18 protein-coding genes and 1 pseudogene are annotated in these 23,961 nt (G+C 49.1%); 7 read left to right on the top strand and 12 right to left on the bottom strand.

The features are described from left to right. Positions 1–135 precede the first annotated feature (135 nt). The 7 genes from cydB to QUA62_RS19500 form a co-directional block, all read right to left on the bottom strand. The gene (cydB, locus tag QUA62_RS19530) at positions 136–1,149 is read right to left on the bottom strand and encodes a cytochrome d ubiquinol oxidase subunit II (RefSeq protein ID WP_333406100.1); all 1,014 of its coding nucleotides are present in this window, start codon (positions 1,147–1,149) and stop codon (positions 136–138) included. Positions 1,150–1,157: 8 nt separating this feature from the next. Further along, on the bottom strand, positions 1,158–2,600 hold the full coding sequence (locus QUA62_RS19525; protein ID WP_333406098.1) for a cytochrome ubiquinol oxidase subunit I: 1,443 nt from the start codon (positions 2,598–2,600) through the stop codon (positions 1,158–1,160). Between the two features lie 381 nt (positions 2,601–2,981). Next, positions 2,982–3,455, bottom strand: a complete 474-nt coding sequence (locus QUA62_RS19520) for a hypothetical protein (RefSeq protein ID WP_333406097.1) — start codon at positions 3,453–3,455, stop codon at positions 2,982–2,984. Next, the gene (locus QUA62_RS19515) at positions 3,430–4,635 is read right to left on the bottom strand and encodes an urease accessory protein UreH domain-containing protein (protein ID WP_333406095.1); all 1,206 of its coding nucleotides are present in this window, start codon (positions 4,633–4,635) and stop codon (positions 3,430–3,432) included. The genes QUA62_RS19520 and QUA62_RS19515 overlap by 26 nt, the downstream gene beginning before the upstream one ends. 185 nt (positions 4,636–4,820) lie before the next feature. Then, complete coding sequence (locus tag QUA62_RS19510; protein WP_333406093.1) at positions 4,821–5,888, bottom strand: LOG family protein; 1,068 nt, start codon at positions 5,886–5,888, stop codon at positions 4,821–4,823. A gap of 189 nt (positions 5,889–6,077) precedes the next feature. Next, positions 6,078–6,401: a thioredoxin gene (trxA, locus tag QUA62_RS19505; protein ID WP_006631199.1), complete on the bottom strand. Its 324-nt coding sequence runs from the start codon at positions 6,399–6,401 to the stop codon at positions 6,078–6,080. A gap of 508 nt (positions 6,402–6,909) precedes the next feature. Next, positions 6,910–8,073, bottom strand: a complete 1,164-nt coding sequence (locus QUA62_RS19500) for a GuaB3 family IMP dehydrogenase-related protein (RefSeq protein WP_190660829.1) — start codon at positions 8,071–8,073, stop codon at positions 6,910–6,912. Between the two features lie 122 nt (positions 8,074–8,195). Here QUA62_RS19500 and QUA62_RS19495 point away from each other — a divergent pair, with 122 nt between their 5' ends. Then, entirely contained in the window at positions 8,196–8,681 is a 486-nt protein-coding gene (locus QUA62_RS19495) for a hypothetical protein (protein WP_333406091.1), read from the top strand. Positions 8,682–8,774: 93 nt separating this feature from the next. Here the strand turns inward: QUA62_RS19495 and QUA62_RS19490 are convergent, their stop codons facing one another. The 4 genes from QUA62_RS19490 to QUA62_RS19475 all read right to left on the bottom strand — a co-directional run bounded on the left by QUA62_RS19490 (position 8,775) and on the right by QUA62_RS19475 (position 10,173). Continuing rightward, positions 8,775–9,074, bottom strand: a complete 300-nt coding sequence (locus QUA62_RS19490; protein ID WP_333406090.1) for a polysaccharide deacetylase family protein — start codon at positions 9,072–9,074, stop codon at positions 8,775–8,777. 180 nt (positions 9,075–9,254) lie between these two features. Further along, complete coding sequence (locus QUA62_RS19485) at positions 9,255–9,413, bottom strand: hypothetical protein (protein WP_333406088.1); 159 nt, start codon at positions 9,411–9,413, stop codon at positions 9,255–9,257. 51 nt (positions 9,414–9,464) lie between these two features. Next, entirely contained in the window at positions 9,465–9,647 is a 183-nt protein-coding gene (locus QUA62_RS19480; protein ID WP_333406086.1) for an NfeD family protein, read from the bottom strand. A gap of 319 nt (positions 9,648–9,966) precedes the next feature. Beyond that, positions 9,967–10,173, bottom strand: coding sequence for an NfeD family protein (locus tag QUA62_RS19475; RefSeq protein ID WP_333406084.1), 207 nt, complete (start codon positions 10,171–10,173; stop codon positions 9,967–9,969). A gap of 214 nt (positions 10,174–10,387) precedes the next feature. Between QUA62_RS19475 and QUA62_RS19470 the strand changes: the two genes are divergently transcribed. The 3 genes from QUA62_RS19470 (at position 10,388) to rodA (ending at position 14,801) form a co-directional block, all read left to right on the top strand. Next, positions 10,388–12,799: a tetratricopeptide repeat protein gene (locus QUA62_RS19470; protein WP_333406082.1), complete on the top strand. Its 2,412-nt coding sequence runs from the start codon at positions 10,388–10,390 to the stop codon at positions 12,797–12,799. 61 nt (positions 12,800–12,860) lie between these two features. Then, entirely contained in the window at positions 12,861–13,208 is a 348-nt protein-coding gene (locus QUA62_RS19465) for a VOC family protein (RefSeq protein WP_190661613.1), read from the top strand. A 333-nt stretch (positions 13,209–13,541) separates the two neighbouring features. Then, complete coding sequence (gene rodA, locus QUA62_RS19460; protein ID WP_333284738.1) at positions 13,542–14,801, top strand: rod shape-determining protein RodA; 1,260 nt, start codon at positions 13,542–13,544, stop codon at positions 14,799–14,801. A 487-nt stretch (positions 14,802–15,288) separates the two neighbouring features. Here the strand turns inward: rodA and QUA62_RS19455 are convergent, their stop codons facing one another. Continuing rightward, on the bottom strand, positions 15,289–16,653 hold the full coding sequence (locus QUA62_RS19455) for a proton extrusion protein PcxA (RefSeq protein ID WP_333406080.1): 1,365 nt from the start codon (positions 16,651–16,653) through the stop codon (positions 15,289–15,291). Between the two features lie 52 nt (positions 16,654–16,705). On the opposite strand from QUA62_RS19455, the gene QUA62_RS19450 reads away from it, so the two are divergent. The 3 genes and pseudogenes from QUA62_RS19450 to QUA62_RS19440 all read left to right on the top strand — a co-directional run. Next, positions 16,706–18,916 carry a recombinase family protein gene (locus tag QUA62_RS19450; protein WP_333406078.1) on the top strand — a complete coding sequence of 737 codons (2,211 nt, stop codon included), beginning with the start codon at positions 16,706–16,708 and terminating at the stop codon, positions 18,914–18,916. 381 nt (positions 18,917–19,297) lie between these two features. Next, the gene (locus QUA62_RS19445) at positions 19,298–22,570 is read left to right on the top strand and encodes an Ig-like domain-containing protein (RefSeq protein WP_333406076.1); all 3,273 of its coding nucleotides are present in this window, start codon (positions 19,298–19,300) and stop codon (positions 22,568–22,570) included. A 34-nt stretch (positions 22,571–22,604) separates the two neighbouring features. Then, a pseudogene (locus tag QUA62_RS19440) lies at positions 22,605–23,961 on the top strand (calcium-binding protein); the annotation flags it as partial.

Below are 23,961 nucleotides of genomic sequence, written 5' to 3'. Positions count from 1 at the left end.
TATGGTTGCGTAAGTTGTGATGGTATCGGAAAACAATAATTTGTAATTTTTAACCGCAAATATACGCAGATAAACCCGGATCGAGAGTTGAGCTTATCTGCGTATATTTGCCTGCATCTGCGGTTTTATTATGCTTTATTCCCCGTAGTGGCCGCCGACAACCTTACCCCGAAACACAACATAATTGTAGATGTTGTAAAAAATCATAATCGGGAGCAGAACGCCCATGAACACAATCATAAATACCAGGGCGCTGGGCGAAGCTGCGGCTTGGTAAATCGTGATTTTGGAAGGAATAATATAGGGAAAAACAATCAACCCCAAGCCGATAAAACTGAGCAAAAAAATCAGAATCGTCCAGACAAACGGCGTGCGTTCTTCTTTGTTTGCGAGACTTTTCAGCAGCAGTCCTACCAACAGCACTCCCAGTAAAGGAATCGCGGCAAAGACATAAACTAGCGGTTTCTCGAACAACCTGGCTCTAGCGCTTTCGTAAAAAATCGGAGTGGCGATCGTAATTAAAATCGCTCCGATTAAAGTTGTCACCGCCGCAATTTTAGCCGTGCGATAGTGATTGGTTTGCAGTTCGCCCTCCGTTTTCATAATGAGATAGGTTGAACCGATCAAAACATAGCCTTGAATCAGCGTCAAAGCAACCAAGAGCGATCGCCAATCCAGCCAGTCCCAAGTAGTACCCACAAAGTGACCGGCTTCGTCAACCGCAATGCCTTCGAGCACCGCACCGAGGGCAAATCCTTGAGCTAAAGCTGCTAAAAAACTGCCAGCACCAAAGGCATAATTCCAGAGGAATTTGCGATTAGAATGCTCGCGAAACTCAAAGGCTACAGCCCGAAATATCAAACCAAACAGCATCACGCAAATCGGTATGTACAATGCCGTTAAAATGGTGCCGTAAGCAAGTGGAAATGCACCAAATAAAGCGCCTGCCATCAACACCAGCCACGTTTCGTTCGCGTCCCAAACGTTGCCCAAACTCGTCATTAAAATGCCCCTGCGTTCCTCGTCGTCAGAAGTCAGAGACAAGATTCCTACTCCTAAGTCAAAACCGTCTAGCATGACGTAGAGCAATAGGAACAAAGCCAAAATTACAAACCAAACTTGCGGGAGAAAATGCTCCAAAGCTTGCATACAATCTCCTAGTGTTGTGCTTCTACGGGACGTTGATCGGGAATGTGTCCTGCAGGTTGATTTTCGATTTCGGGTTGATTGTCTAAACCTGGCACAGGCAGACTTAAATTAGGGCCTTGGCGGATAATTCTGCTGCCAAAATACAAGGCACAAACAAACAAAAAGCTGTAAACAACGGCAAAGAAACTCAGAGAAGTTAAAACATTGCTGGCGGGGATGTTTGACACCGCGTCAGCAGTGCGAATTTGCCCGTATAAAGCCCACGGTTGTCTGCCGACACAACGGACAATCCAACCCGATTCTACAGCAATATATCCTAGGGGAGCAGCTAATACCCAAGCGCGCATCAGCCAAGCTTGACTGCCGATATTTTCAGCAGAAAGTTTGCCTCGCAGCCACTGAATTATACTGAACAGCATCAATCCTACAAAGAAGAATCCAATACCGGACATGATGCGAAAACAATAGTAGATTAAACCCACCATCCGTGGTCTATTCTCTGGCTTCCATTCCTTTAAACCTAGTACGGGTTCGGAGAGTTTTTGTTTGAATTCCAGAACGTATCCTAAGCCATTGGGTACGCTAATTTCCCAGTCATTTTTTTGGGCTTTTTCATTAGGCAAAGCTAGCAAAGTCCAATCTGCTGACTCTCCCGCTGGTGAGGTTTCCCACTTAGCTTCAATTGCTGCTAATTTAGCGGGTTGATAGTGATAAACTTGTTCGGCGCTCAAATGTCCGATGTATATCTGCAAAGGTGCAACGGCGATTGCTGTGGCTATGGCAATTTTTAAAGACTTGGAAAAAAACGCTTGGTTGCGCTTATTGAGAATATACCAAGCGCTAATTCCGCCAATGACAAACAGCGAAGTTTCTAACGTCGCAAAAAACATATGAAGAATGCTGTTTAATGCGAACGGGTTCATAATTGCTTGAAAGTAATCGCTGACAATAAACTTGCCATTGACCATTTCTCCGCCCGCAGGAGTTTGCAGCCAAGAGTTAGCGACTAAAATCCAGACTGTGGATAGGTTAGCGCCGAACGCTACCATGATTGTAGCGAAATAATGGATCATTGGGTGAACGCGCTCCCAACCAAACAGCATAATTCCTAAAAAGCCGGCTTCTAGCATAAATGCCATTGAAGCTTCAAAGCCTAAAATGCTGCCAAAAAAGTCACCAACAGCTTCAGAGAATGGTGCCCAATTCGTGCCAAATTGGAATTCCATAGGAATTCCTGAAGCTACTCCTATACCGAAGTTTAGGAGGTAGAGTTTAGACCAAAAACGAGCGTGATGGTAGTAGTCGGGATTGCGAGTTTTCAGCCACATTCCTTCAACAATTACCAGATAAATCCCCATTCCAGTTGTCAGAACTGGCCACAGCATATGGAATATGGCGGTTAGCGCAAATTGCATCCGCGATAGGGCCACGGTGTTAGATAAGATATCCATCGTTATATCCTTGGGTCAGCTCCAGAGAGGTTAGCTTGCACAAATTCCATAATGGACATTGACAAGGTAACGCAGAAATTTACTTAGTGCAAAATGTACGGACTTATCTTTATTAAAAATTAAGATTTTTTGTGTGAAGGAAGAAGGAAGAAGCAAAGCGCAATAAAATCCATGGTTTCAGCAATTAAGCACGTCTTAAGCCTCTTGGTAGTTGCTATAATAGTAATTTAACTAAATTATAGATACCCTGTCCTCCTTAACTAAAATAGAAAACTTGCTGTCAATCTTCCTCTTCTTTTCTCCCCTCGGCGCTCTCTGCGATCTCTGCGGTTAATTTACATAAGCTCTCTCCCGAATCAGTCCTTAAAATCTCAAATGGTATTACCTAACGGTAACAGTGTAACTCAGTTTAAACGGTTTAAAATTAGCTTCGTTTTTGGCTGTTCCGCTCAAGTCAAGCTGGTAAATGCCAGCCTTGGGAAACACGATATCAGCCCCGGGAATCCCTTGATATTTCTCGGCAGATATGGCTTTTAAAGGCGGCTGCATCAGTGGCTTATCCCCTTCTGGGCGCTCTTTTGGATAAACCGCTAATTTGCAATTGCACTGCTCTAAGGGGATAATTTTGCCGCCCCGGCGAGTCAGCGCAAACCACACTTTCGCAGACTGTCCGGCGCGGGGGTTGTGGTTTGGTTCTAGGTGAAAGGTAGCGGCTACATCTCCCGAGACTTCGACTTGGTGCGCCAAAACTGAAATCGAGTTTAACTGCGGCGCAGTGGGAATTGCTGCTTCAATTAGCAATCCCAAAAAAACTAACAATCCTAAACTTTTACTTTTGTTTGACAGGCGAAACATAGAACTTGTCCAGTGATAAAATTGACCAAAAAAAGCGCGATCGCACCAACATAACTAACACCGCAACCACCGCTAAAACGGCTGTCAGCAGTTGATTGTGCAACTTCCATTCAAAACCGCCGAGATAGTGGGAACCGATGAGTGCAGCGTGTACAGCGCACAGCAAGAAAGCTGGAACGCTTAACAGGTGAATCATTCGCCACAGTTGGCCTAAATAATTTTGAATGCGATCGCAACTTGTAACCGCCGCCGGCAACATCAACAGCAGCGACAGCATCCCAGCCGCCATTCCCAACTGGTGCTGCGGCAACATAAAAGATAGCGCGTCAAAATTCCATTTCAGCGTATGATCCAGCATATGAAACGTGTGGGCGACTGCGAGGACAAACGCGCCCACACCCAAGACGCGGCGATAGCGCAACAGTTGCGGCAAAAACTTGCTAACCGGACGCGCCAACAGTGCTAGCATCAAGCACAGCAGCGCTGCGTGGCCGGTAAAATCGACCATTTCATCGGTTCGCAGCAAGGTAAGAATCCCGATCGCCACCGTCACCCAGCCACCCGCACGAAAAAGTTGACTGCGCTTGTCCGCGCTCAATCTGCCAGCAAAAAAACTCACTCCCAGCATAGTTGGCAGCGTGCCGAGTCCGAAGGCCAGCATCGTCGCCGCACCCAAAACCGAATTTCCGGTTTCCGCCGCCTTAATCTGCGCTGCGTAGAGGAAGCCGCAGGGAATCAAACCCCAAAGCAAACCCAAAGCAACTGGCACCCACCATTTTTTTTGCGCCGAAAGCTTGCTCATTGCTTGTCCGACTCGATCGTGCGACAGCGGGTGCAATCGGGGCAATCCCGGCAGCAAGTTCGGTTTAATTTGCCCTACTCCGAACCAAATCAGCATCGTGCCCGTTAGAAGTGCGATCGCCCGCCGCAATTCGCTACCCGTACCTGCCAAAAGTCCGCCAGCAATTAACACCGAACCCAGTCCGCCAATTGCAGCACCAACCAAAGCGTAAGCAGTAATTCTCCCCAAATTTAGCAGCAAATGAAAGCGGAAAGCAGCTAATTTATCGTTGCGGGAATTAGAAAGAGAAAACGCCATTGTCAGCGGGCCGCACATCCCAGCGCAGTGACCGAAACTGCCGAGAAATCCCAAAATTGCAATTAGCAGCAGGTCTAGCATTTTGCTGTTTTTTCCCAAACAACGCCATCAAGGTATTGACAATATTTTCTTTAGCTCTTGGACGCTTTTTTCTTTACTTTTTACAAAAAGTTATCTCAGCAGAGCGCTTTTGTCAAAATACAAGTTGTCCAACTTCTATCTAATCTCACGGATATTTAAAAAGACTAATGACTGATAACTAATAACTACTTTTGTTCTGGATGGGCCGCCGCCGGCGAAGCTGCACCCATTTGATTAATAGCAGCAATTAGCTGATAAAGCCGCCCAAAATCCCGCTGGTTGAAATGCAAAGTCAGGCGCGGCAGATCGAAAGTTTCATCTCCTATTTCCGGTTCCAAAGCTTGACTTTTTTCAATTTTTCCAGTGACAACAATATCGCTAAAATCAGTATTTAGCCGATCAACATTCTCCTCAGAAAGCTCTGTTTTCAAGCGAATTACCAATTTTTCGCGCACGTAGCGGCAGGAGTGATAAACCAGATAAAAACTGCCGATCGCCTCGCAAGCGACATTTATATCGTCAGTAATCGTATACAGGCTGCGATCCTCGGGTGAAATCAAACCCCGACCCCGCAATTGTTTTTGCACAAAATAATTCCAATCGTGCCAATAATCTCCTCCCGGTCGATCGATCAATACCACAGGAGCCGGCCCGAACTTGCCAGTTTGAGTCAAAGTCAGACACTCAAAAGCCTCGTCCAGAGTGCCAAAACCACCCGGAAACAGAGCCAAAGCATCGCTCTCCCGGAGAAAAAATAACTTACGAGTGAAAAAATATTTAAAATTGAGCAATTTGGGATCGCCGGCAATGAAAGGATTAGAACTCTGCTCGAAAGGTAACTGAATGTTCAGCCCAAAAGAACGTTCAGCAGTCGCCCCCTCGTTCCCCGCCTGCATAATTCCCCCGCCGCCGCCAGTAATCACCATAAACCCCTGCTGGGCCATCGCCCGCGCAAAGTCTCTGGCCATCAAATATTCCGCCGATTGCGGTGACACCCTCGCCGAACCAAAAATCACAATTTTGCGAACGTGGCGGTAAGGATAAAACATCTCAAAAGCGCTCTCCATATCTCGGAGCGACGCAGCCATAATTTTCCAGTCTAGGCGATCGAGCTCCTCTCCTGCCATTTGCACTATAGTAGAGAGCGATCGTTCGATCCACTCAGAGTGCTTTAACATTGGGAAGCGATCGATCAAATCGATCAATTCAGCTTGGAGGGACTCAAAACCTTGACCAGACTCAGAACGAATCATGAATTTTTCCGAAACAATAACAAATTGTCGCTACTAAAAATTAAGGGGCAAGCTAAATTTAGAAGCTAATAGCCACCAGCAAATTGCCCTGCTGGCAACTAATAACTTTTCCAGTAGCTTTGCCCCGGTTCTGAAGCGAGTTAGCTTTCGCGGCCCACAAAGAACAGCGCGAAACCGCTCGCAGTTGGGTTAAATGTACTTTTCCAGAGTGTTTGCCAGAGTAGTTTTCGGAACTGCCCCAACCACCATATCCACACGTTGACCGCCCTTAAATATCATCAGCGTCGGAATGCTGCGGATACCGTATTGGCTGGCCACGTTAGGATTCTCGTCGGTATTAACTTTTACTACCTTGACCTGCCCTTCATATTGCTGGGCAATTTCGTCTACGACGGGCGCCACCATCCGACAGGGCCCACACCAGGGAGCCCAAAAATCCACTAGAACTGGAACTTCGCTATCGAGCACTTCCTGCTTAAAGGTAGAGTCGGTTACTTGCGCGGCTGCTGACATCCCTAGCCATCCTTGTAAATACTATTTCTCGGATAACAAGTCTAGCAAAAAGTGTAACCACTTGCGTCAACGATTTTAACAGAAGGCTTCTGAAGGAAGAAGGAAGACGGTAGAAGGAAGAGGGAAGAGGGTAGAAGGAAGAAGGCACAAGGTTTCTGAAGGAACAAGGCACTTATGTTTCCGAAGGCACTTATGTTTCCGAAGGCAGAATGCACTTATGTATAAGAAAAATTCTCCAACTCCCAGACTTTCCCACTCTCCCACTCTCCGCTTCTCCGGAGCTACAAGCCTCTGTTCTGTATCTAGTAAGCAAGAGCCAAGATGTCCGGCAAAAAAGGAACCGCCCGAACAGTAGTCCGGGCGGAGTGTGGTGTGAGGAGTGAACGGAAACATGCGTCTCCGCTTCTTATATTGTGACACCTACTTCTCGATAATTCCACAATATTCTGTAAATTTCGAGACTCTTGAACAAATTTTGTCAAGGTATGCTGGTATTCGATCGGTAAATCTACTTACCCATGCCCAACTGTTGAGCTTTTTGATAGACTTTACCCTCAGTCAGCAGAGAAGGAGCAATTACCACTTCCACTTGCTGCATCTCCTTAATATCCTTAGCGCCCAAGGTACCCATGCTAGTTTTCAGAGCTCCGAGCAAGTTGTGCGTACCGTCATCTAGCACCGCAGGCCCCCGCAAAATTTGCTCCAGAGTACCCGTAGTCCCCACGCGAATGCGAGTGCCGCGCGGCAAAACCGGGCTGGGAGTCGCCATCCCCCAGTGAAAGCCGCGGCCAGGAGCTTCGGCGGCCCTGGCAAAGGGCGAACCAATCATCACTCCATCGGCGCCGCAGGCAATGCACTTGCAGATATCGCCGCCAGTAATTAAACCGCCGTCAGCAATCACCGACACATATTTGCCAGTTTCGCGATAGTAGTCGTCCCGCGCGGCGGCGCAGTCTGCTACCGCTGTGGCTTGGGGAACGCCGACACCCAATACGCCCCTAGATGTGCAAGCAGCCCCCGGCCCAATGCCCACGAGAATGCCCGCAGCGCCAGTTTTCATTAAATTCAGGGCGACTTCGTAGGTGACGCAGTTACCCAAAATTACTGGGATCGGCATCTCTTGACAGAATTGAGTCAAATCTAAAGATGAGATCGATTCCGGGGAAAGGAAAGCTGTCGAGACTACAGTTGCTTGCACAAAAAATATATCGGCTCCAGATTCAGCAACCGTCCGGCCGTATTTGCTCGCCCCGGCTGGTGTACCGCTGACGGCGGCAATCCCTCCTCCAGCTTTAATTTCTTTAATTCTCAGGTCGATTAATTCTGGCTTGATGGGTTCGGCATAGAGTTCCTGCATCAGGGAAACAAATTCGTGGTTCCCGACACTGGCGATGCGCTCTAATATTGGCTGGGGGTCGGCATAGCGGGTTTGAATTCCTTCTAGGTTGAGCACGCCCATTGCTCCCAATTCCGACAGCAAAATGGCCATGCGGACATCGACTACTCCATCCATGGCGCTGGCGATGATCGGGATTTCTCGATCGATCCCGCCAATCTGCCACTTGGTATCTGCCAAACTCGGATCGAGGGTGCGCTGTCCGGGTACAAGCGCAATTTCATCTATGCCGTAAGCTCTGCGAGCGCTTTTGCCCCGCCCAATTTCAATATTCACGCTGTTTCACTTCCACAATGTATTTAAATTAGACTAACAAAAAGTTAGCCCGCCCGAGTTTAGCTATCGCACGGCTGTCTTTAAAAAAAGCTCGGCACTGATTCTGATTGTATTCTGATTATATGAAATCGAAGGGGATACTTTTCCTCAGCAACGGCCACGGGGAAGACTCGATTAACTGTCAAATTCTCAAAGCTTTGAGAGTATCTGGCGCGGATGTTGATGTTTCGGCAATGCCGATTGTAGGTGACGGGGCTGCTTACCGCCGATCGACCGTGCCCATTATTGGGCCCACCAGTCAAATGCCGTCTGGGGGAGTTTTTTACATGAACCCCCTGTTTTTCCTCAAAGATATTGGGGCGGGGCTGATTGCTGTGACTTGGCAGCAATTGCAGGCTGTTTGGACGCATTCGCGCCACTGCGATTTGGTGGTGGCGACTGGGGATTTTGTCGCGGCGGCGATCGCCCATGCCGTCGTGCATCACCACAATCGAACCCGATCGCACATTGTCAACCACCCGACTTGCGATATCTTCCGCCGTGAGTGTTTTTTTATAATCTTGGGAATCAACATCCCACATAATCAGTTTTTTGAGTATTTGGGATAGCAAATAAGACAAAACTACAAATCGCCTACCCCAAGGCGGGCGAAAACTGATACTTTGTTGCTTAACCCCAACTTCCTGCAAAAGTTTGTCCGTTTATTCAATTTCCGACAGCAAAACTTCCTTGGGTTGAAACATCATATCTTTGTGAGAGTATGAATGGTTTGCCAACTCCTCTCCCCTCGCGACAATCATTTGCACGATTTCTGGATGTTTCTCAATATTGCGGCCTATTTCAAAAAAAGTTGCTTTAACTTGATAGCGGTCTAAGATATCTAAAAGCTGATTTGTATAGGAACCATAGGGGTCGTTGTCGTAGGTAAGGGCAACAACTTTCACTTCGGTATCGGCGCGGTTGATGCCGACATAATTGTGAAATTTAGTAAATTTAATCAACAGCGATACAGCGAAAAATCACGCTATGGTGAAAAGCAGAAACTTTTGTAAATTTTTACAGATTCGCATAGCTGCACGCACTCGATTGAAAATGAAAGTCGATTGGTGTCAGATTACCACAATTTTGGAACTGAATGCTTAAGCTATTTTATCATTAATTATTGTCCGTTCCGAGATTTTTTAGTTTTGGCGATCGCAGCGTCTAGCTACTGTGCGATCGCCATTGCCGTTGTACGCCCGATCGGCCGTACTTGCGTAAGTCATATTGAAATTAACAGAGGTGATGAGTACGATCGCGCGCTTGAAGAGAAATGTATCGAAATAGAAACGCGATCGCAAATTTATTTTTTATACCCTCTGATAACTCCCCACCTACAGATTGTTCCCCAACTACGCTTCAACTATCAGAGTAATGTTGTCAAGTCTCACGACGCGAACAACTTCACCGGGTTGCAAAGTTATTTCTCGAACGCATTTTGCAGGCCACCACCTGCTTTGAAATCGCACACTGCCGGACTGATTTGGTTTAATTTCTTCTTCAACGATCGCTCTTTCTAAATGGCTGACAGTCATAATTACTTTCTCCTGATTGTAGTTTGGCTGGAACCTTGGGATGCTATAATACCTAGAGCTCGACTCCCTAAGCCACTGATTTATAACGGCGCTTCAACGATCAAAGTAATATTGTCAATTCCGACTACGCGAACCACCTCACCAAGTTAAAAAGTTAGGTCTCGTTAGCGGAGTCCTCGAAGAGGATCGCACTTCGCCGGTCACCAACTGTTTTGGAAACGAACGCGACCGGACTCATTAGGTCGAATTTCTTCATCCACGATCGCTTTTTCGGAATTGTCAAAATTCAGGATTGCTTACTCCCGATTGTAGATTTGTCTTAACTTTCAGAATTGATGGTAAACGACGCTGCAACGATCAAAGTAATATTTTCAATTCCCACGACGCGAACCACCTCACCGGGTTGAAAAGTCATGTCTAGATCGCACTTCGCCGGCCACCAACTGTTTTGGAAACGAACGCGGCCGCATTCTTGAGGGCGAATTTGTTCATCTACGATCGCTGTTTCCACATCGTTAATAGACATACCTGCTTGCTCCTAAATATAAACTCGACTCGATCGGTGTGTAAGTTAGAAGCTTGTCTGTCAACTTCCCCTCCACACTCAACAGTATCCACGGCCAACCTCGGCCGTGTCAGTCGGGAAAAGTCTATACAAGTCCACTGTTTGAGCGTGTAAGCGAGTCGGAAAAAGTCTGTTAAAGTTGTGTCAGATGGGTAACGCTAAACCTGGTGACTAAATGGAAGCCGATCGTGCACTGGATTTTACCAACTCGTTACTTGTGGCTCGAAACCTGAAAACTCTCGACAACCTTGACAGCGCGATCTTTCGCGAAGCTTGGCAAGGCGTGCAAGGCAGGACGTACCAACAGGTTGCAGATAGTGAAGGGTATGGAGTAGGGACTGTTAAGGATGCTGCCTCTAATTTGTGGAAGCGACTTTCAGCGCTGTTTGGAGAAGGCGAAAAAATCAAAAGAGACAACCTTCAAGCGGTTGTAGAGCGGTATTGGCGCAGCTACTCGAAACTAGAACCGCAGTCGGGACAAACTGTTCCGTCCCAAGTATCTCTCGGACTTGATGCGGAGTTGGAAATCGAAAACCCGAATTTTTTGGGCCGCTTCGGGGCGATAGAAGATCTCAATACTCTTGTCGCCCAAGGTGCAAAAGTGATTGTCATCCAAAGTGCCGGCGGTATCGGCAAAACAACTTTGGCCCGACAGTATCTCAAATCTCAAGGGTTCGATCGAACCATTGAACTGTTGATGGCAAAAGAGACAGAGAACATCACAGCCTTGGAAAGCGCGATCGAAGAATGGCTCAAGCAAGACTTTCAGGAAGAACCAGGGCCAGACTTTGGCGTCACTCTGGGGCGGCTGAAGCGGCAGCTTCAGACTCACAAAGTCGGCGTATTGATTGACAATTTGGAAGCGGCACTCGACGGACAAGGTAAGTTTATTGAACCGCACCGACTTTACGTGGAACTGTTGCGAGTTTTGGCTGACGCAGCGGTGCAGTCGGTAACGCTGATTACCAGTCGCGATCGACTGTGCGATTCAGATGTCACCGTCGAACACTACTTGCTTCCGGGATTGGAAGTTGAAGTTTGGCGGCAGTTTTTTAGCGGCCGCAACATCAATATAGATGATGTCGCCCTCAAGGAAATGCACAAAGTTTACGGCGGCAATGCCAAAGCAATGGGCATTATTTGCGGCACGATCCGAGAAGATTTTGACGGAGATATGGCGGCTTACTGGCTCGAAAACAGCGAAGATCCGCTCGTTGAAACAGACTTAAAAAATTTAGTTACCAGTCAATTCAACCGCCTCCTCGAACTCGACGCCGAAGCCTATCAACTCCTCTGTCGCTTGGGCTGTTACCGGTATCAAGACGTGCCGACAGTCCCTACTGACGGACTTTTGTGTTTGCTGTGGGACGTGCCGGAAGCCGGACGCCGACAAATCATTAAATCGCTGTTGCACCGATCGCTAGTCGAGTCTCAGAAGGGCGAATACTGGCTGCATCCAGCAATTCGGGAAGAAGCGGTCGATCGGCTCTCACCCGGAGACTGGGAAACTGCAAACCGCAAAGCAGCCGAGTTCTGGACAGAGAGTGTTGAAAATATTGAGACTGTAGAAGATGCCCTGAAAGCTTTTGAAGCTTACTATCATTATGTGGCAATTAGCTGTTTCGAGCAGGCCGCGAGCGTCATCCTCAAAAAAATCAATATCCAGTTTGCCAAAGATTACAAGCTGGGTAGAGCACTCTACAAATTAGGTTTCTTGCAGCCAGTAATTTCAGCCACTAATCGTATCGTCCATAATGTGACTTCTGATTATTATTTGAGTGGTTTATATAGTATTTTAGGCATTTGTTACCGGATATTAGGTGAAATAAATCAAGCTATAGAATGCCATCAAATATCAGAAATAAAAGCCACTAAATCTTTGCAAATTATAGCAAAAAGCAGCGAACCGGACAACGGCAAACAAGCTAATCTGGAATTTTGGAAAGTAAACGCTGCAATTAATATAGGTTTTTGTCAAATAGAAATGCGCGAATTAGAATCAGCTATGGAGATATTTGTCAAGCTGAAAAATTCGCGGGACGAAATCGGGATTAATAGCTATTCGCTCGATGTCGGGTTAGCTTTCCTCAACTCCTGTGTCGGAGCAAAAAAAGAGGCGGAAGAGCTCGCCGAAAAACTTTATGCCGATCGCGAAAACAGCCATTTGGTGGGTACGGGATACAAGTTAGTTTTTCTCGCCGCCACCTATCAAAACCTGGGAGAGACAGAGAAAGCTTTGAGTTTGTACCGCCAAGCGATCGCCCAAGCCGACCAAAACCAGTACAGCACCATCAAAGCCAAAGCTTTCAGCGGTATAGCAGCGCTGTACCGAGAACAGGGAGAATTTGACCAAGCCCTGCAGCACCATGCAGAAGCAATAGAAATACTCGATCGAACCAGCGCTAAATTAGACCGAGCCGAAGCTTGCTATCAACTAGCACTAACAGAACAAAAACTTGGTAACATCGAGAAAAGTCAAGAAAATTTTGAGCGCGCCATTCAACTGTTCAGCGAAATGGACGCTAGCAAACAAGTAGAAAAAGTACAGTTAGCCGCAACAAAAAAAACAGAAAAAATAGCTAATTAATCGAGCAAAAAATCAGAAAATAGATACAATAAACGAAAGAACAACCATAAACTTTGTAGATATGAAACTAAAACGATTGGGACACGTAGCCGTCTGCGTGCAAGACATAGAGAAGTCTGCTGAATTCTACCGCAACTTGGGTATGGAGTTAGTCTGGAAAGATGCAGACTGGGCTTATTTGAAAGCAGGAGAGGACGGATTGGCGCTGTTGAGTCCGAGTTACGACCAAGCAGGGCCGCATTTTGGGTTTGTATTTGACGATCGTACCGAAATGGAATCCGCCTACGAACAACTCAAAGCCGATGGTGTTTCCGTCACCCACATTCACGAACACCGCGACGGTACTGCATCTTTTTACGGCAGAGATCCAGATGGGAACGGCTTTGAGTACCTTTACGAACCGGCCTGACGATTCTAGGGCTTACGAATACAAAACCCAAGAAACCGGGTTTTTAGCGGTTTCGGCGAGTTGTAACGCCTCTTCTCGACAAAAACCCGGTTTCTGACCACGTGCGATCGCCAACTAAATTAAGTAAGCGCACAGAAAAAATAGAATACCCAGATACCCGGTTTGGCGTTCCTTCTTTCGTTCCCGGAACATCCCTACAACTCCCCGAATAATCTGAGGTACTCACACCGACGCTTCTAAAGTAAGGTGCAGAGTCTGAATCCGAAATATATCGACAACTTCCGAAAATCGGCTGGATAATCTAAAATCTAAAATCTAAAATCTAAAATCCTCATGTTGCAGAGAATACAAGTCAGAAACCGCTGGAAATCAATCTTCAAACCCTGGGAAGAAGCAGACCCTTGGCTGTTCGCCGCTTGCATCGCCCTCACCATCTTCGGGGGAATCATGATCCACAGCGTGGAAATTAATCAGGGACTCATCAACTGGTGGCGGCACTGGGTAACTGGGGCAGTCGGTTTGTTCCTCGCCATCATCATTTCCCGCTGTCGCTACCAAATACTGATTGAGTGGAAATGGCCGATTTACATATTAATCAATTTGTCGCTGATCGCAGTGCGTTTTATCGGTACTACAGGGCTCGGTGCCCAGCGGTGGATCAACATCGGCGGCTTCTACCTGCAACCCTCAGAATTTGCCAAAGTAGGCATGATTGTCACTTTAGCAGCTCTCCTGCACGACAAGACTGTCCCCACGGTGGGTAATATGTTGAGGATGCTGGCGATTATGGCTGTACCCTGGGGATTGATCTTTGCTGAACCAAATTTAGGTACTTCCTTGGTCTTCGGCGCCATCACAATGGGGATGTTTTACTGGGGAAATGTCAATCCCGGCTGGCTAATATTGCTATTCTCTCCTCTGATCTCAGTTCTCTTCAATAACCTGTCTACACCGATTTGGATAGCCTGGGTAGTGGTGGCGGGTATTATCGCTTGGCGAACCCTGCCTTGGCCATGGTTGGGGACTTTCGGTGCTGTGTTGGTGAACGTTGTTTCTGGACACCTCGGACATATTTTTTGGAATGTGCTCAAGGATTATCAAAAAATGCGTCTGACAGGGTTTTTAAACCCCGAGAAAGACCCTTTAGGCAGCGGATATCACTTGATTCAATCTCGGATTGCTATTGGCGCTGGGGAACTGAAGGGCCGGGGTTTGTTTCAGGGAACGCAAACTCAGCTTAACTTTATTCCCGAACAGCATACGGACTTTATCTTTTCAGCTATTGGCGAAGAATTGGGTTTTATTGGCTGTATTGCCGTGTTGTTGATTTTCTGGATAATTTGTTTCCGGTTGGTGACGATCGCTCAAACTGCTAACGATAATTTTGGTTCTTTGCTGGCGATCGGCGTACTGTCAATGTTGATTTTTCAGGTGTTCGTAAATATTGGGATGAACATTGGCTTGGCTCCGGTTACGGGCATTCCGCTGCCTTTCCTAAGTTACGGGAATGCGTCGCTGCTGAGTAATTTTCTCGGCCTGGGACTGGTGGAGGCGGTAGCAAGCCAGCGACAGCGCAAGAAGCGTTGGAATTAGGTCATTGGTAATTGGTTCTGGGAATGCGATCGCGCTTTTGATTTCTTTCGAGAGATTCTGCGGGCGATCGCATTTTTTTTGCATCGGCCTAGGCGCATCTAAATTTTACGCTTCCTGACCCGAGCCTTCATGACTGTCAAGTTTGATAAAATTCTTGTGGGGTGCGCGCGAGAACCCACCCAAAAATAAAATTTAGAGGCCAAACAGCTTAAGTATATCAACTTAATTAAACCACTCCTGACGCAAACAATAAATGATTTTATGTGCTATGAGTAAGCCACTCTGTGTGCAGTTGACGCCCTACTGAGGACGTTCTTAATGCCTGAAACAATTGCTATTATTACATCTTTTTTTCTTCTTCCTGCTTCTTGCTTCCTTCTTCCTGACATCCGTTACATCCGTTACATAATCCGTTGCCGAACTTCCTTCTTCCTGACATCCGTTACATCCGTTACATAATCCGTTGCCGAACTTCCTTCGCCTCTAATTATTCGTTCATATTCTTGTACGTAGCAACAGCCGAAGGCGAACTCCGGTTTAAATAACGGAATATCCAATACTTAAATACCGTATCCAAGATAACGGGAAACGTCGCAATGAACAAAAATATGAACTGCCTATTTTCTGGTAGTCCCAAATGCCTCGATACACCTTCGAGAATTACTTCCCAACCGTGAGGCGAGTGGAATCCGACAAACACATCCGTAAACAAAATAATTACGAAAGCTTTCGCACTGTCGCTGAGGCCGTAAATCACATCGTCCATGAAAGACTTTAAAATCTCAATCTCTTTCTTGTTAGTGACGATAATCGCGACAAACGCCATGCAGGAAATCAAATCGGAAAAAATATTTTTAATAGCTCCACTACTTTCAGCGCGGTATTCCTCGGCTAGCTCAACTGCTTTCTCGGCAATCTTCTGTTCCGTTTCCTCTAAAGAAAGCGACGGAGCAGTGCCTATTAACCTTTCAAATTTGAGGTGCTGCTCAAATCTCTCCAGTTCTTGGAATGCTTCTTCTTCCAGGTTAACATTTATGAAAAGTGGGGCATTTTCTTTGCCTCTAAAATGGTCAACTATCGGTCCCACTAGAAAGTTTTTGGAGATTTGATTCGTCAACAGCGGAACTAAAATCAAAAGCAAAATAAATCTCAGAGAAATAATTGTTTTTACTTTGGAATTGCGAAAATTCTTGACTACTTCTTTTTCAGCTCCCGGGTCTAAATCTTTAGTGATTCGATTCAAAGTCCCCAAAAGTGAGCGCGGTAACAAATTCACTTCTTCATAGTTAGTGTCAACCTCACCATCGTGAATTTTAACAGAATTAGTTGAACCTTTATTTTGGTCAGGTGGAGAGCTGCTATTTGTTGTAGATTTTACCTGCACATTTACTGAACTGGCCACCGGAACAATTGCCGTCGATCTACTATTATTAATATACTTGTCGATGACTCCATCAATAAACTCTAGCTTCTCAAATATAAGGGAGGCTCTATCTTTATTGTTGAGATGTAATCCGTGCTGGTGATAATCGGCGCTGTGCCCCGTTTTCGGTTTGGCCCCCACTCGCTCCGGCAGTTCCAAAAAAGAACGGCTAGCATTAAACTCAACCATTCGGGTTTGGATGACCTTGAGGTATTTTTGCAGTTCGGATTTAAAGTAAGACAGGGTGCTTTGTCCGTAATCTCCCGATCGCTCAGAGATTATTTGACCGCCAAAATGCTCGTCTTCGATCGCCTTAATTGCTAACGCAGCATCGTAGGCCTGTTCTAGAGCCCTCTCAGGGGTTTCTCGATACCATTGGTGAAGGCTGTAGAGATATTTTACAATCCTGTTCCACGGAGAAGTATTCATAGCTAAAGCTGGTTAGTTTGCTGTAGACATTAGTGATTAAAGTATTCACGGTATGGTAACAAATTTACATAAATTGAGAACTGCCACCGAGGATTCAATTTGGATTGTCGGATCTGCCCGCAGTGGCAAAACCACTCGTTTAGTAGAGCAGTTCTGCATTTGGAGCAAAACTGTCAAGCCCTTGCCCGCAAAAGTTTCAGGGCGATCGAGTTCCGGGCGGCGGCGGGCTGGACAAACTGCCCCAGCAATTTTAGTCTTAGCAGCTAACGGAGACAACCGGCTAGAATTGGCCGATCGCATCGCCGTCGCTACCGAAGGAAAATATACCTTTCACTCCACAACGCCCTTCGGTTTTTTTGAGCAGGAGGTATTGCTATTTTGGCCCCTGCTAGTTCAGTCGCTGAATTTGAGAGCTCAATTTCCCCTGCGACTGCAACCTGAAACCGAACTGGAACTTGCCACGAGACTCTGGCGTCGCGAACTAGACGAAGGCATTTTGCAACAAACAGGGGTAAGTCCAAACCGAATGGTGCGTCGAACACTAGACTTATTACAACTTGCTGCTGTCAGCGGTACGCCCAGAGAAGAGATTCCCAGCATTCTGGAACAGGGATTTGCTATCTCAGGCGGCTCGAACAACCTGTGGACTAGCATGGGAGACTTGCTGGAAAGGTGGCGGGAATGGTGCTTGACGCGGGGGCTCCTGACTTACGGGATTGTTTGCGAACTCTACTGGCGCTATTTGTTGCCGGATAGCAGTTACCAGCAGCATTTGGCCTCTAGATACCAAGCTGTGATCGCAGACGATGTTGACGATTATCCGGCGATAAGTCGCCATTTGTTCGATCGAATGCTCGACCAAGGTGCAGCGGGGGCGTTCTCCTACAATTCAGATGGAGGAGTGCGTTTGGGCTTGGGGGCTGACACGGAATACCTAGCCCGACTCGAAGACCGCTGTCAAAGCGTGGAAAATTTGGACGCAAAAGCCGGTTTAGCCCCAGAGATTGGAGATTTAGCGGTAAGTTTAGCAGTTAATTCAGAGGGTTTTTATCCTTTAGGCTTGAGTTTGCCCGGCTCGGTTCGATCGCTCCAAACCACTTCCCGGGCTCAACTGCTGCGAGAAACCGCCGAAATCATAGTGGATGCGGTGAAGTCACAAGCCGTGGAACCGCAGGAAATCGCCGTAATTGCGCCCGGGATGGATGCGATCGCCCGTTACAGTTTAACGGAAATTCTCGCGCGAGATGGTATCGCCGCCGTATCTCTCAACGATCAGCGTCCCCTCTCTACTACCCCAGAGATTCGAGCTTTACTCACTTTGTTAGCCTTAGTTTATCCGGGACTCGGCCGTTTAGTCGATCGAGACGGCGCTGCAGAAATGCTGGTAGTGTTGGGCAGCCAGAAACACCGTTCATTGGAAACAGAAGATTCCAACTCGACGTTCAATCTAAAATCTCAAATTCAAAATCAAAAATCGATCGACCAAGTGAGAGCAGGTTTAATCGCCGATCACTGTTTTTGTCCCGATATCGATCGACCTCAATTGCTGCCAATTACAGCTTTTCCCCGGTGGGACAGACTGGGACACCGAGCAGCCGGGGCCTACGAGCAGATTGTGGAGTGGATCGAACAACAGCGGTCGCAACAGCAGGAGCGGCTGTTGCCGAGCCCAATTGCCCTGCTCGATCGAGCAATCCAGAAATTTCTGATGAACGACAGATACCTCCCCTACGATCGGCTAGCAGCCCTGCGCGAGTTAATGGAAACAGCCAGCCACTACTGGGAAATCAACGGGCGAATGCAGCGCGTTGAACCAACAAACGGCGGCGACTCAGAAACGATCGCCCGGTTCATCCAATTGTTGCGCCAAGGAACCGTCACCGCCAACCCATTTCCAGTGCGTCCAGAAGGCCCAGCAGCCAGAGCCGTCACCCTCGCCAACATCTTTCAGTACCGCAGCAGCCGCCGCGCCCACAAATGGCACTTTTGGCTGGATGCCGGCTCGCCCCTGTGGCTGAGCGGCGGTGCGGCGACATTGTTTGGTGCTCCCTTATTTTTGCGATCGCAACTCGGGCGCCCCTGGGAAACCGAAGACGAAACGACTGCCGACCAACAGCGACTGCGGCGAATTCTGCTAGATTTGTTAAGTCGCTGTTCCCTGCTTTACCTTTGCCACAGCGAACTATCCGTCAGTGGACAAGAACAAACCGGGCCGCTTCTGCCCCTAATTAACAGCTCTGTTTCTTGTCAGAAGTCAGCATAAAAAAGTCGGCTTCTGAAGGCAAGAGGCACATATGTATTCGGCATTCGGCAGGAGGAAAGAAAAAATTATGACAGCGAAGATTTTTATTTTTTCGGCTTCTGGATAAATACACCGGGCTGACTCGAAGCCAGACTTCTAGGTTCTATAGAACTGGGGCGATATTAAAGTATACCCAACATAGGCAGCAAAACGTGCAATCATTAATATTTTGAGATCAAAAGATGCCCGGCTTAAAAAATATCCATAGCCGTTGCAGTTTTGATTTAGTATGCTAGAAATGATCGGGATTATTAATCAATTTTAAGCCAGATTTGTGGCAACAAACTGATACTAATCAGTTCTTAAAGTTAATCGGGATCGTCGTTTAAAGGAGCCAAAATAATGCCAAGTGCAGTGCCAGTAGTAATTATACCAACACCAACACCAGAACCGCCAACACCAACACCAGAACCGCCAACACCAACACCAGAACCGCCAACACCAACACCAGAACCGCCAACACCAACACCAGCACCGCCGACGCCAACTCCCTCCGGGGACGACACATTTGGTGGCATAGACGACACAGTGGGCGGAGGCCAAGGTACGTCGCCTGCAGTCATCGGCGGCGTAGTCCGTGGCACCGAAACCAACGACTCCTTAGTTGGCAGTCCCGGGCCCGACGTGATTTCCGGGCTGCAAGGCAACGACAACCTGCAAGGAGCCGACGGCGACGATTTAGTATTTGGCAACGACGATGACGACGTGCTGTTCGGCGCGCCCGGCAACGACGTTCTCGATGGCGGGTCAGGACTCGATACCCTGTACGGAGGCAAAGACAACGACTCCCTCGACGGGGGAAATAACCCTGACGTGCTTTACGGCAATGACGGCAACGACACGGTAATCGGAGGCGAAGGCAGGGACACGGCTTACGGCGGCAAAGGCAGCGACAGCTTGCGTGGAGGCTCTGGCGACGATAGCTTTTTGGCCGATCGAGGCGACGACATCGTGTGGGGCGACCAAGGTAACGACTCGCTCTTCGGCGGCGATGGCGAAGACTTGGTATTTGGCAACGAAGGAGGCGACTGGCTCTATGGAAACGCCGGCGGGGATACATTTTTTTCCGGCGACGGCGACGACATCGTATTCGGCGGCGACGGTGATGACATCGTGGACGGCGGCGCGGGCAACGACGTTCTTTGGGGCGAAGGAGGCAAAGACGTAGTGGCAGGAGGCGAAGGCAGAGATGTCTTCGTCATCGGTGCCTTCAGTTCCCCCAGTGGCAGCAGCGAGGGCACTAACGCGGCCTTTCTCACCACAGGCGGCCCCGACATCGCCGATGCCGACATTTTCACAGACTTTCGCCAAGGCGAAGATTTCATCGGGTTAAGTGGCGACCTCAAGTTTGAAGATTTGGTCATCTTCCAAAGCACTGAGACCAAAGCCGGCAGTACGATTATTCGCAACGGCGTCAGCGGCGACTTTTTAGCAGTATTGCCCGGAGTAGACAGCAGAACCCTCGGGCGAAGCTCATTTGTAATTGCCCCCAGAGTTCCCGGCAGCGCAACTCCGCTCCCCCTGCCGACGCCGACAACCAGTCCGACGCCGACAGGAAGTCCGACGCCGCCGACACCGCCGACACCGCCGACACCGCCGACACCGCCGACACCGCCGACACCGCCGACACCGCCGACACCGCCAGACGAGCCGCGGCCGACGTTCCCGGGGTCGCCGACACCGGGGTTGCCGACGCCGACAGGAAGTCCCACGCCGCCGACACCGCCGACGCCCATCCTTAACCAACCTCCAAAAGCAGTTAACGACAACTTCACCACGGTTGCGGGTCAACCACTCACTCTCAACGTTCTGTTGAACGACACTGACGCGGAACAAAGCGCTCTGACTGTCACGACTTTTAGTCCAACAGGCAAGGGGAGCCTGGTTCCCGTGGGCGGCGGCGTATTTAAATACACCCCGAATCCGGGCTTCTCGGGTACTGACAGCTTCAGCTACTCGATCTCAGACGGTAACGGTGGCACAAGTCAGGCGGTAGCAACCATCCGCGTCAGCAGCCCGCCGCAGCTAGCAATTAACGACGGTGTGGTGGTTGCCAAAAGTAATCCTACCCAGACAATCACCGCTGCGGATTTGTTAGTGACAGATCCCGACAACACGCCGTCGGAAATCGTTTACACGATTACCAAAGCCCCCGACGCTACCAGAGGTTTTGTCCAAAGGGGCAGCACCTTTCTAAACGTCGGCGGCAAATTTACTCAAGACGATATCAACAACAACATCGTCAAATACAACTTGCTGGCGACAGGTGGCAGCGACAGTTTCACGTTTACCGCCTCCGACGGCTCTGGAACTATCGGGCCGACATCCTTCAGCATCACGGTTGTAGATAATATTGTCGATCGCAGCGCACTCCCGGCCAGCAGCTTTACAGGCAGCAACCTCAGCGACTTCATCCTCGGCGGGGCCGGCGACGATACCCTCTCTGGGGCCGACGGCAACGACCTCATCGATGGTAATGGCGGCAACGACCTCGTATTCGGTGAAACAGGCAACGACTCGGTGGTGGGTGCGATCGGCAACGACACCGTTGACGGCGGACTGGGCAACGACACCGTTGACGGCCAAGACGGCATAGACTCGCTGATCGGCGGACTGGGCAACGACCTGATGTTCGGCGGCAATGACAATGACAACCTCTTGGGCGGTGACAATAACGACAGCATTGACGGCGGAACAGGCAATGACTCGATGTTGGGAGAATCCGGCGACGACACCTTACTTGGTGGCACTGGGATCGACACCTTACTTGGTGGCATTGGCGACGACTGCCTCGACGGCGGTGAGGGCGACGACATCCTCGACGGTGGACTGGGCAGAAACTTGCTCGACGGCGGTATCAATAACGATTCCATCTCCGGCGGGGACAGCGATGACACGATTTTGGGTGGACAAGGCAACGACACGGGACTCGGAGGTTCGGGCAATGACTACGTGTTGGGCGAGGCCGGCAGCGACTCCCTCGACGGCCAAGCGGGCGACGACACTCTCGACGGCGGTGCCGGCAGCGACTGTCTCAGCGGCGCCTTCGGCAATGACTTGGTATTGGGCGGCGATGACAACGACTCGCTTTCCGGCGGTGCAGGCAATGACATTTTGGGTGGCGGTGTCGGTTCTGACTTGCTCACGGGCGATGCTGGCAATGATTTCTTCTACTACGAAACTCCCAGCGAAGGCGTAGACGTGATTGCTGACTTTAACGCTAGCGGCAGCGAGACCGACAGATTTTTGTTCAGATCGTCAAATTTCGCAGGTTTAACCAACTCAGGAACTACTCTCGATTTCACCAGTTTTATCGTCAGGAATATCGGGTCTAGCGGCGACGACATCAGCAAGCAATCAGTCATTTTGTTTGAATCTAAATTTGATAACGCTCAAGCAGTAAATGCAGTGTTGAAGAATCAAAAGGGTTCGAGCAAAACGGGAGCTTTCTTCGTGTACCTGAACAATACTTTTAACAAGTACGTTCTAGGCTTTGACCCGAATGTGGCAGATGACAGTCTCCCAGCTTTTGATTTGGGAGTTTTGAATTCTATTCCTACAGTGCCGGGAGCGCTCAGCACCGTCATTACTGCATCTGACTTTAAGTTTATTTAGTAGTTTTTGAGTAGCGTCGCAAGGAGTCGGAACAATGCCAAGTGCAGTACCAGTAGCTTTTACCCCACCGTCGCCGTCCCCGGCACCGTCGCCGTCCCCGGCACCGTCGCCGATGACGGGGACTTCGACAATGATGACGGGGACTTCGACAGGGATGACGGGGACTTCGACAGGGATGACGGGGACTTCGACAGGGATGACGGGGACTTCGACAGGGATGACGGGGACTTCGACAGGGATGACGGGGACGGGCCCGGACATTTCGATCACCCCGGTGCCGCGGCCACCTGTGACAGTTCCCACGCCTCCCCCAGAGCCACTTTTTGTCGATGGCTTAGTTGTCGCAAATGACGCCAGTAACTATTTAATCGGCAGCTTGTTCAATGACACGATTTCCGGGGGTGGCGGCGACGACACGCTTCTGAGTCGGGACGGAGACGATCTACTCAGGGGCGAAGACGGTAACGATTCTCTCAACGGTGGCGCTGGTAAAGATATTGTTGAGGGCGGGCGCGGCAATGACACGGCGCGGGGTGGCAAAGGCGATGACTTGGTTTCTGGCGACCAAGGCGATGACGTAGCTTTTGGCGACCAGGGCAACGATCTTGTCTTGGGTGCTGAAGGCAACGACTCGCTGTACGGCGGTAAAGGCAATGACTGTCTGCGCGGTGGTGGCGAGGACGACCTGATTTTTGGCGATAAGGGCAGTGACACTGTTTTTGGCGACACGGGTAACGACTGCCTGATCGGCGCTGCGGGCAATGATATTTTGTTGGGCCAGGAGGGCGGGGATGTCATCACCGGCGGTGTTGGTAACGATACTGGTGACGGCGGCGAGGGTGATGACCTGCTCTTTGGGGGCGACGGCACTGATTCTTTGTCTGGAGATGCTGGGGATGATATTCTTTCGGGCGATCGCGGATCGGATACTCTGACAGGAGGCGACGGATCGGATATCTTTGTTCTCGGTAGGGTCGGCACGTCGGCTGGTAGCAACGGGTTTCTCACTACTGGGGGCCGCGAAATCGGCGATGCTGATGTAATTAGAGATTTTAATCCGGGAGATTTGATCGGTCTGGCTGGAGGTCTCAACTTTACAGAGTTAGAAATTTTCCAGGGCCAAGGCTCGAATTCTAGCAACACGATTATTAGGGACAGGCGAACTGGGGAATTTTTGGCAGTGTTGATTGATGTTCGATCGAACTCGCTAGATGAATCTCGGTTCACTACAGCTCAAATACCCCGCGTAGACGACAATCCCTTCACCATTGAGGGGACAACTCCTTCTAGCGGCGGGACAACTCCTTCTAGCGGCGGGACAACTCCTTCTAGCGGCGGGACAACTCCTGCTAGCGGCGGGACAACTCCTGCTAGCGGCGGGACAACTCCTG

Origin of the sequence: Microcoleus sp. MON1_C1, assembly GCF_036701945.1 — a bacterium.
In the GTDB taxonomy this organism is placed as follows: Bacteria; Cyanobacteriota; Cyanobacteriia; order Cyanobacteriales; family Microcoleaceae; genus Microcoleus.
This window is presented reverse-complemented; position numbering and strand designations above follow the sequence as displayed.

Excerpts from the sequence above, each read along its gene's own strand:
- cydB (WP_333406100.1), bottom strand. The coding sequence starts at position 1,149 with ATGCAAGCTTTGGAGCATTTTCTCCCGCAAGTTTGGTTTGTAATTTTG.
- QUA62_RS19525 (WP_333406098.1), bottom strand. The coding sequence starts at position 2,600 with ATGGATATCTTATCTAACACCGTGGCCCTATCGCGGATGCAATTTGCG.
- QUA62_RS19520 (WP_333406097.1), bottom strand. The coding sequence starts at position 3,455 with ATGTTTCGCCTGTCAAACAAAAGTAAAAGTTTAGGATTGTTAGTTTTT.
- QUA62_RS19515 (WP_333406095.1), bottom strand. The coding sequence starts at position 4,635 with ATGCTAGACCTGCTGCTAATTGCAATTTTGGGATTTCTCGGCAGTTTC.
- QUA62_RS19510 (WP_333406093.1), bottom strand. The coding sequence starts at position 5,888 with ATGATTCGTTCTGAGTCTGGTCAAGGTTTTGAGTCCCTCCAAGCTGAA.
- trxA (WP_006631199.1), bottom strand. The coding sequence starts at position 6,401 with ATGTCAGCAGCCGCGCAAGTAACCGACTCTACCTTTAAGCAGGAAGTG.
- QUA62_RS19495 (WP_333406091.1), top strand. The coding sequence starts at position 8,196 with ATGAAATCGAAGGGGATACTTTTCCTCAGCAACGGCCACGGGGAAGAC.
- QUA62_RS19480 (WP_333406086.1), bottom strand. The coding sequence starts at position 9,647 with ATGACTGTCAGCCATTTAGAAAGAGCGATCGTTGAAGAAGAAATTAAA.
- QUA62_RS19475 (WP_333406084.1), bottom strand. The coding sequence starts at position 10,173 with ATGTCTATTAACGATGTGGAAACAGCGATCGTAGATGAACAAATTCGC.
- QUA62_RS19470 (WP_333406082.1), top strand. The coding sequence starts at position 10,388 with ATGGAAGCCGATCGTGCACTGGATTTTACCAACTCGTTACTTGTGGCT.
- QUA62_RS19465 (WP_190661613.1), top strand. The coding sequence starts at position 12,861 with ATGAAACTAAAACGATTGGGACACGTAGCCGTCTGCGTGCAAGACATA.
- rodA (WP_333284738.1), top strand. The coding sequence starts at position 13,542 with ATGTTGCAGAGAATACAAGTCAGAAACCGCTGGAAATCAATCTTCAAA.
- QUA62_RS19455 (WP_333406080.1), bottom strand. The coding sequence starts at position 16,653 with ATGAATACTTCTCCGTGGAACAGGATTGTAAAATATCTCTACAGCCTT.
- QUA62_RS19450 (WP_333406078.1), top strand. The coding sequence starts at position 16,706 with ATGGTAACAAATTTACATAAATTGAGAACTGCCACCGAGGATTCAATT.
- QUA62_RS19445 (WP_333406076.1), top strand. The coding sequence starts at position 19,298 with ATGCCAAGTGCAGTGCCAGTAGTAATTATACCAACACCAACACCAGAA.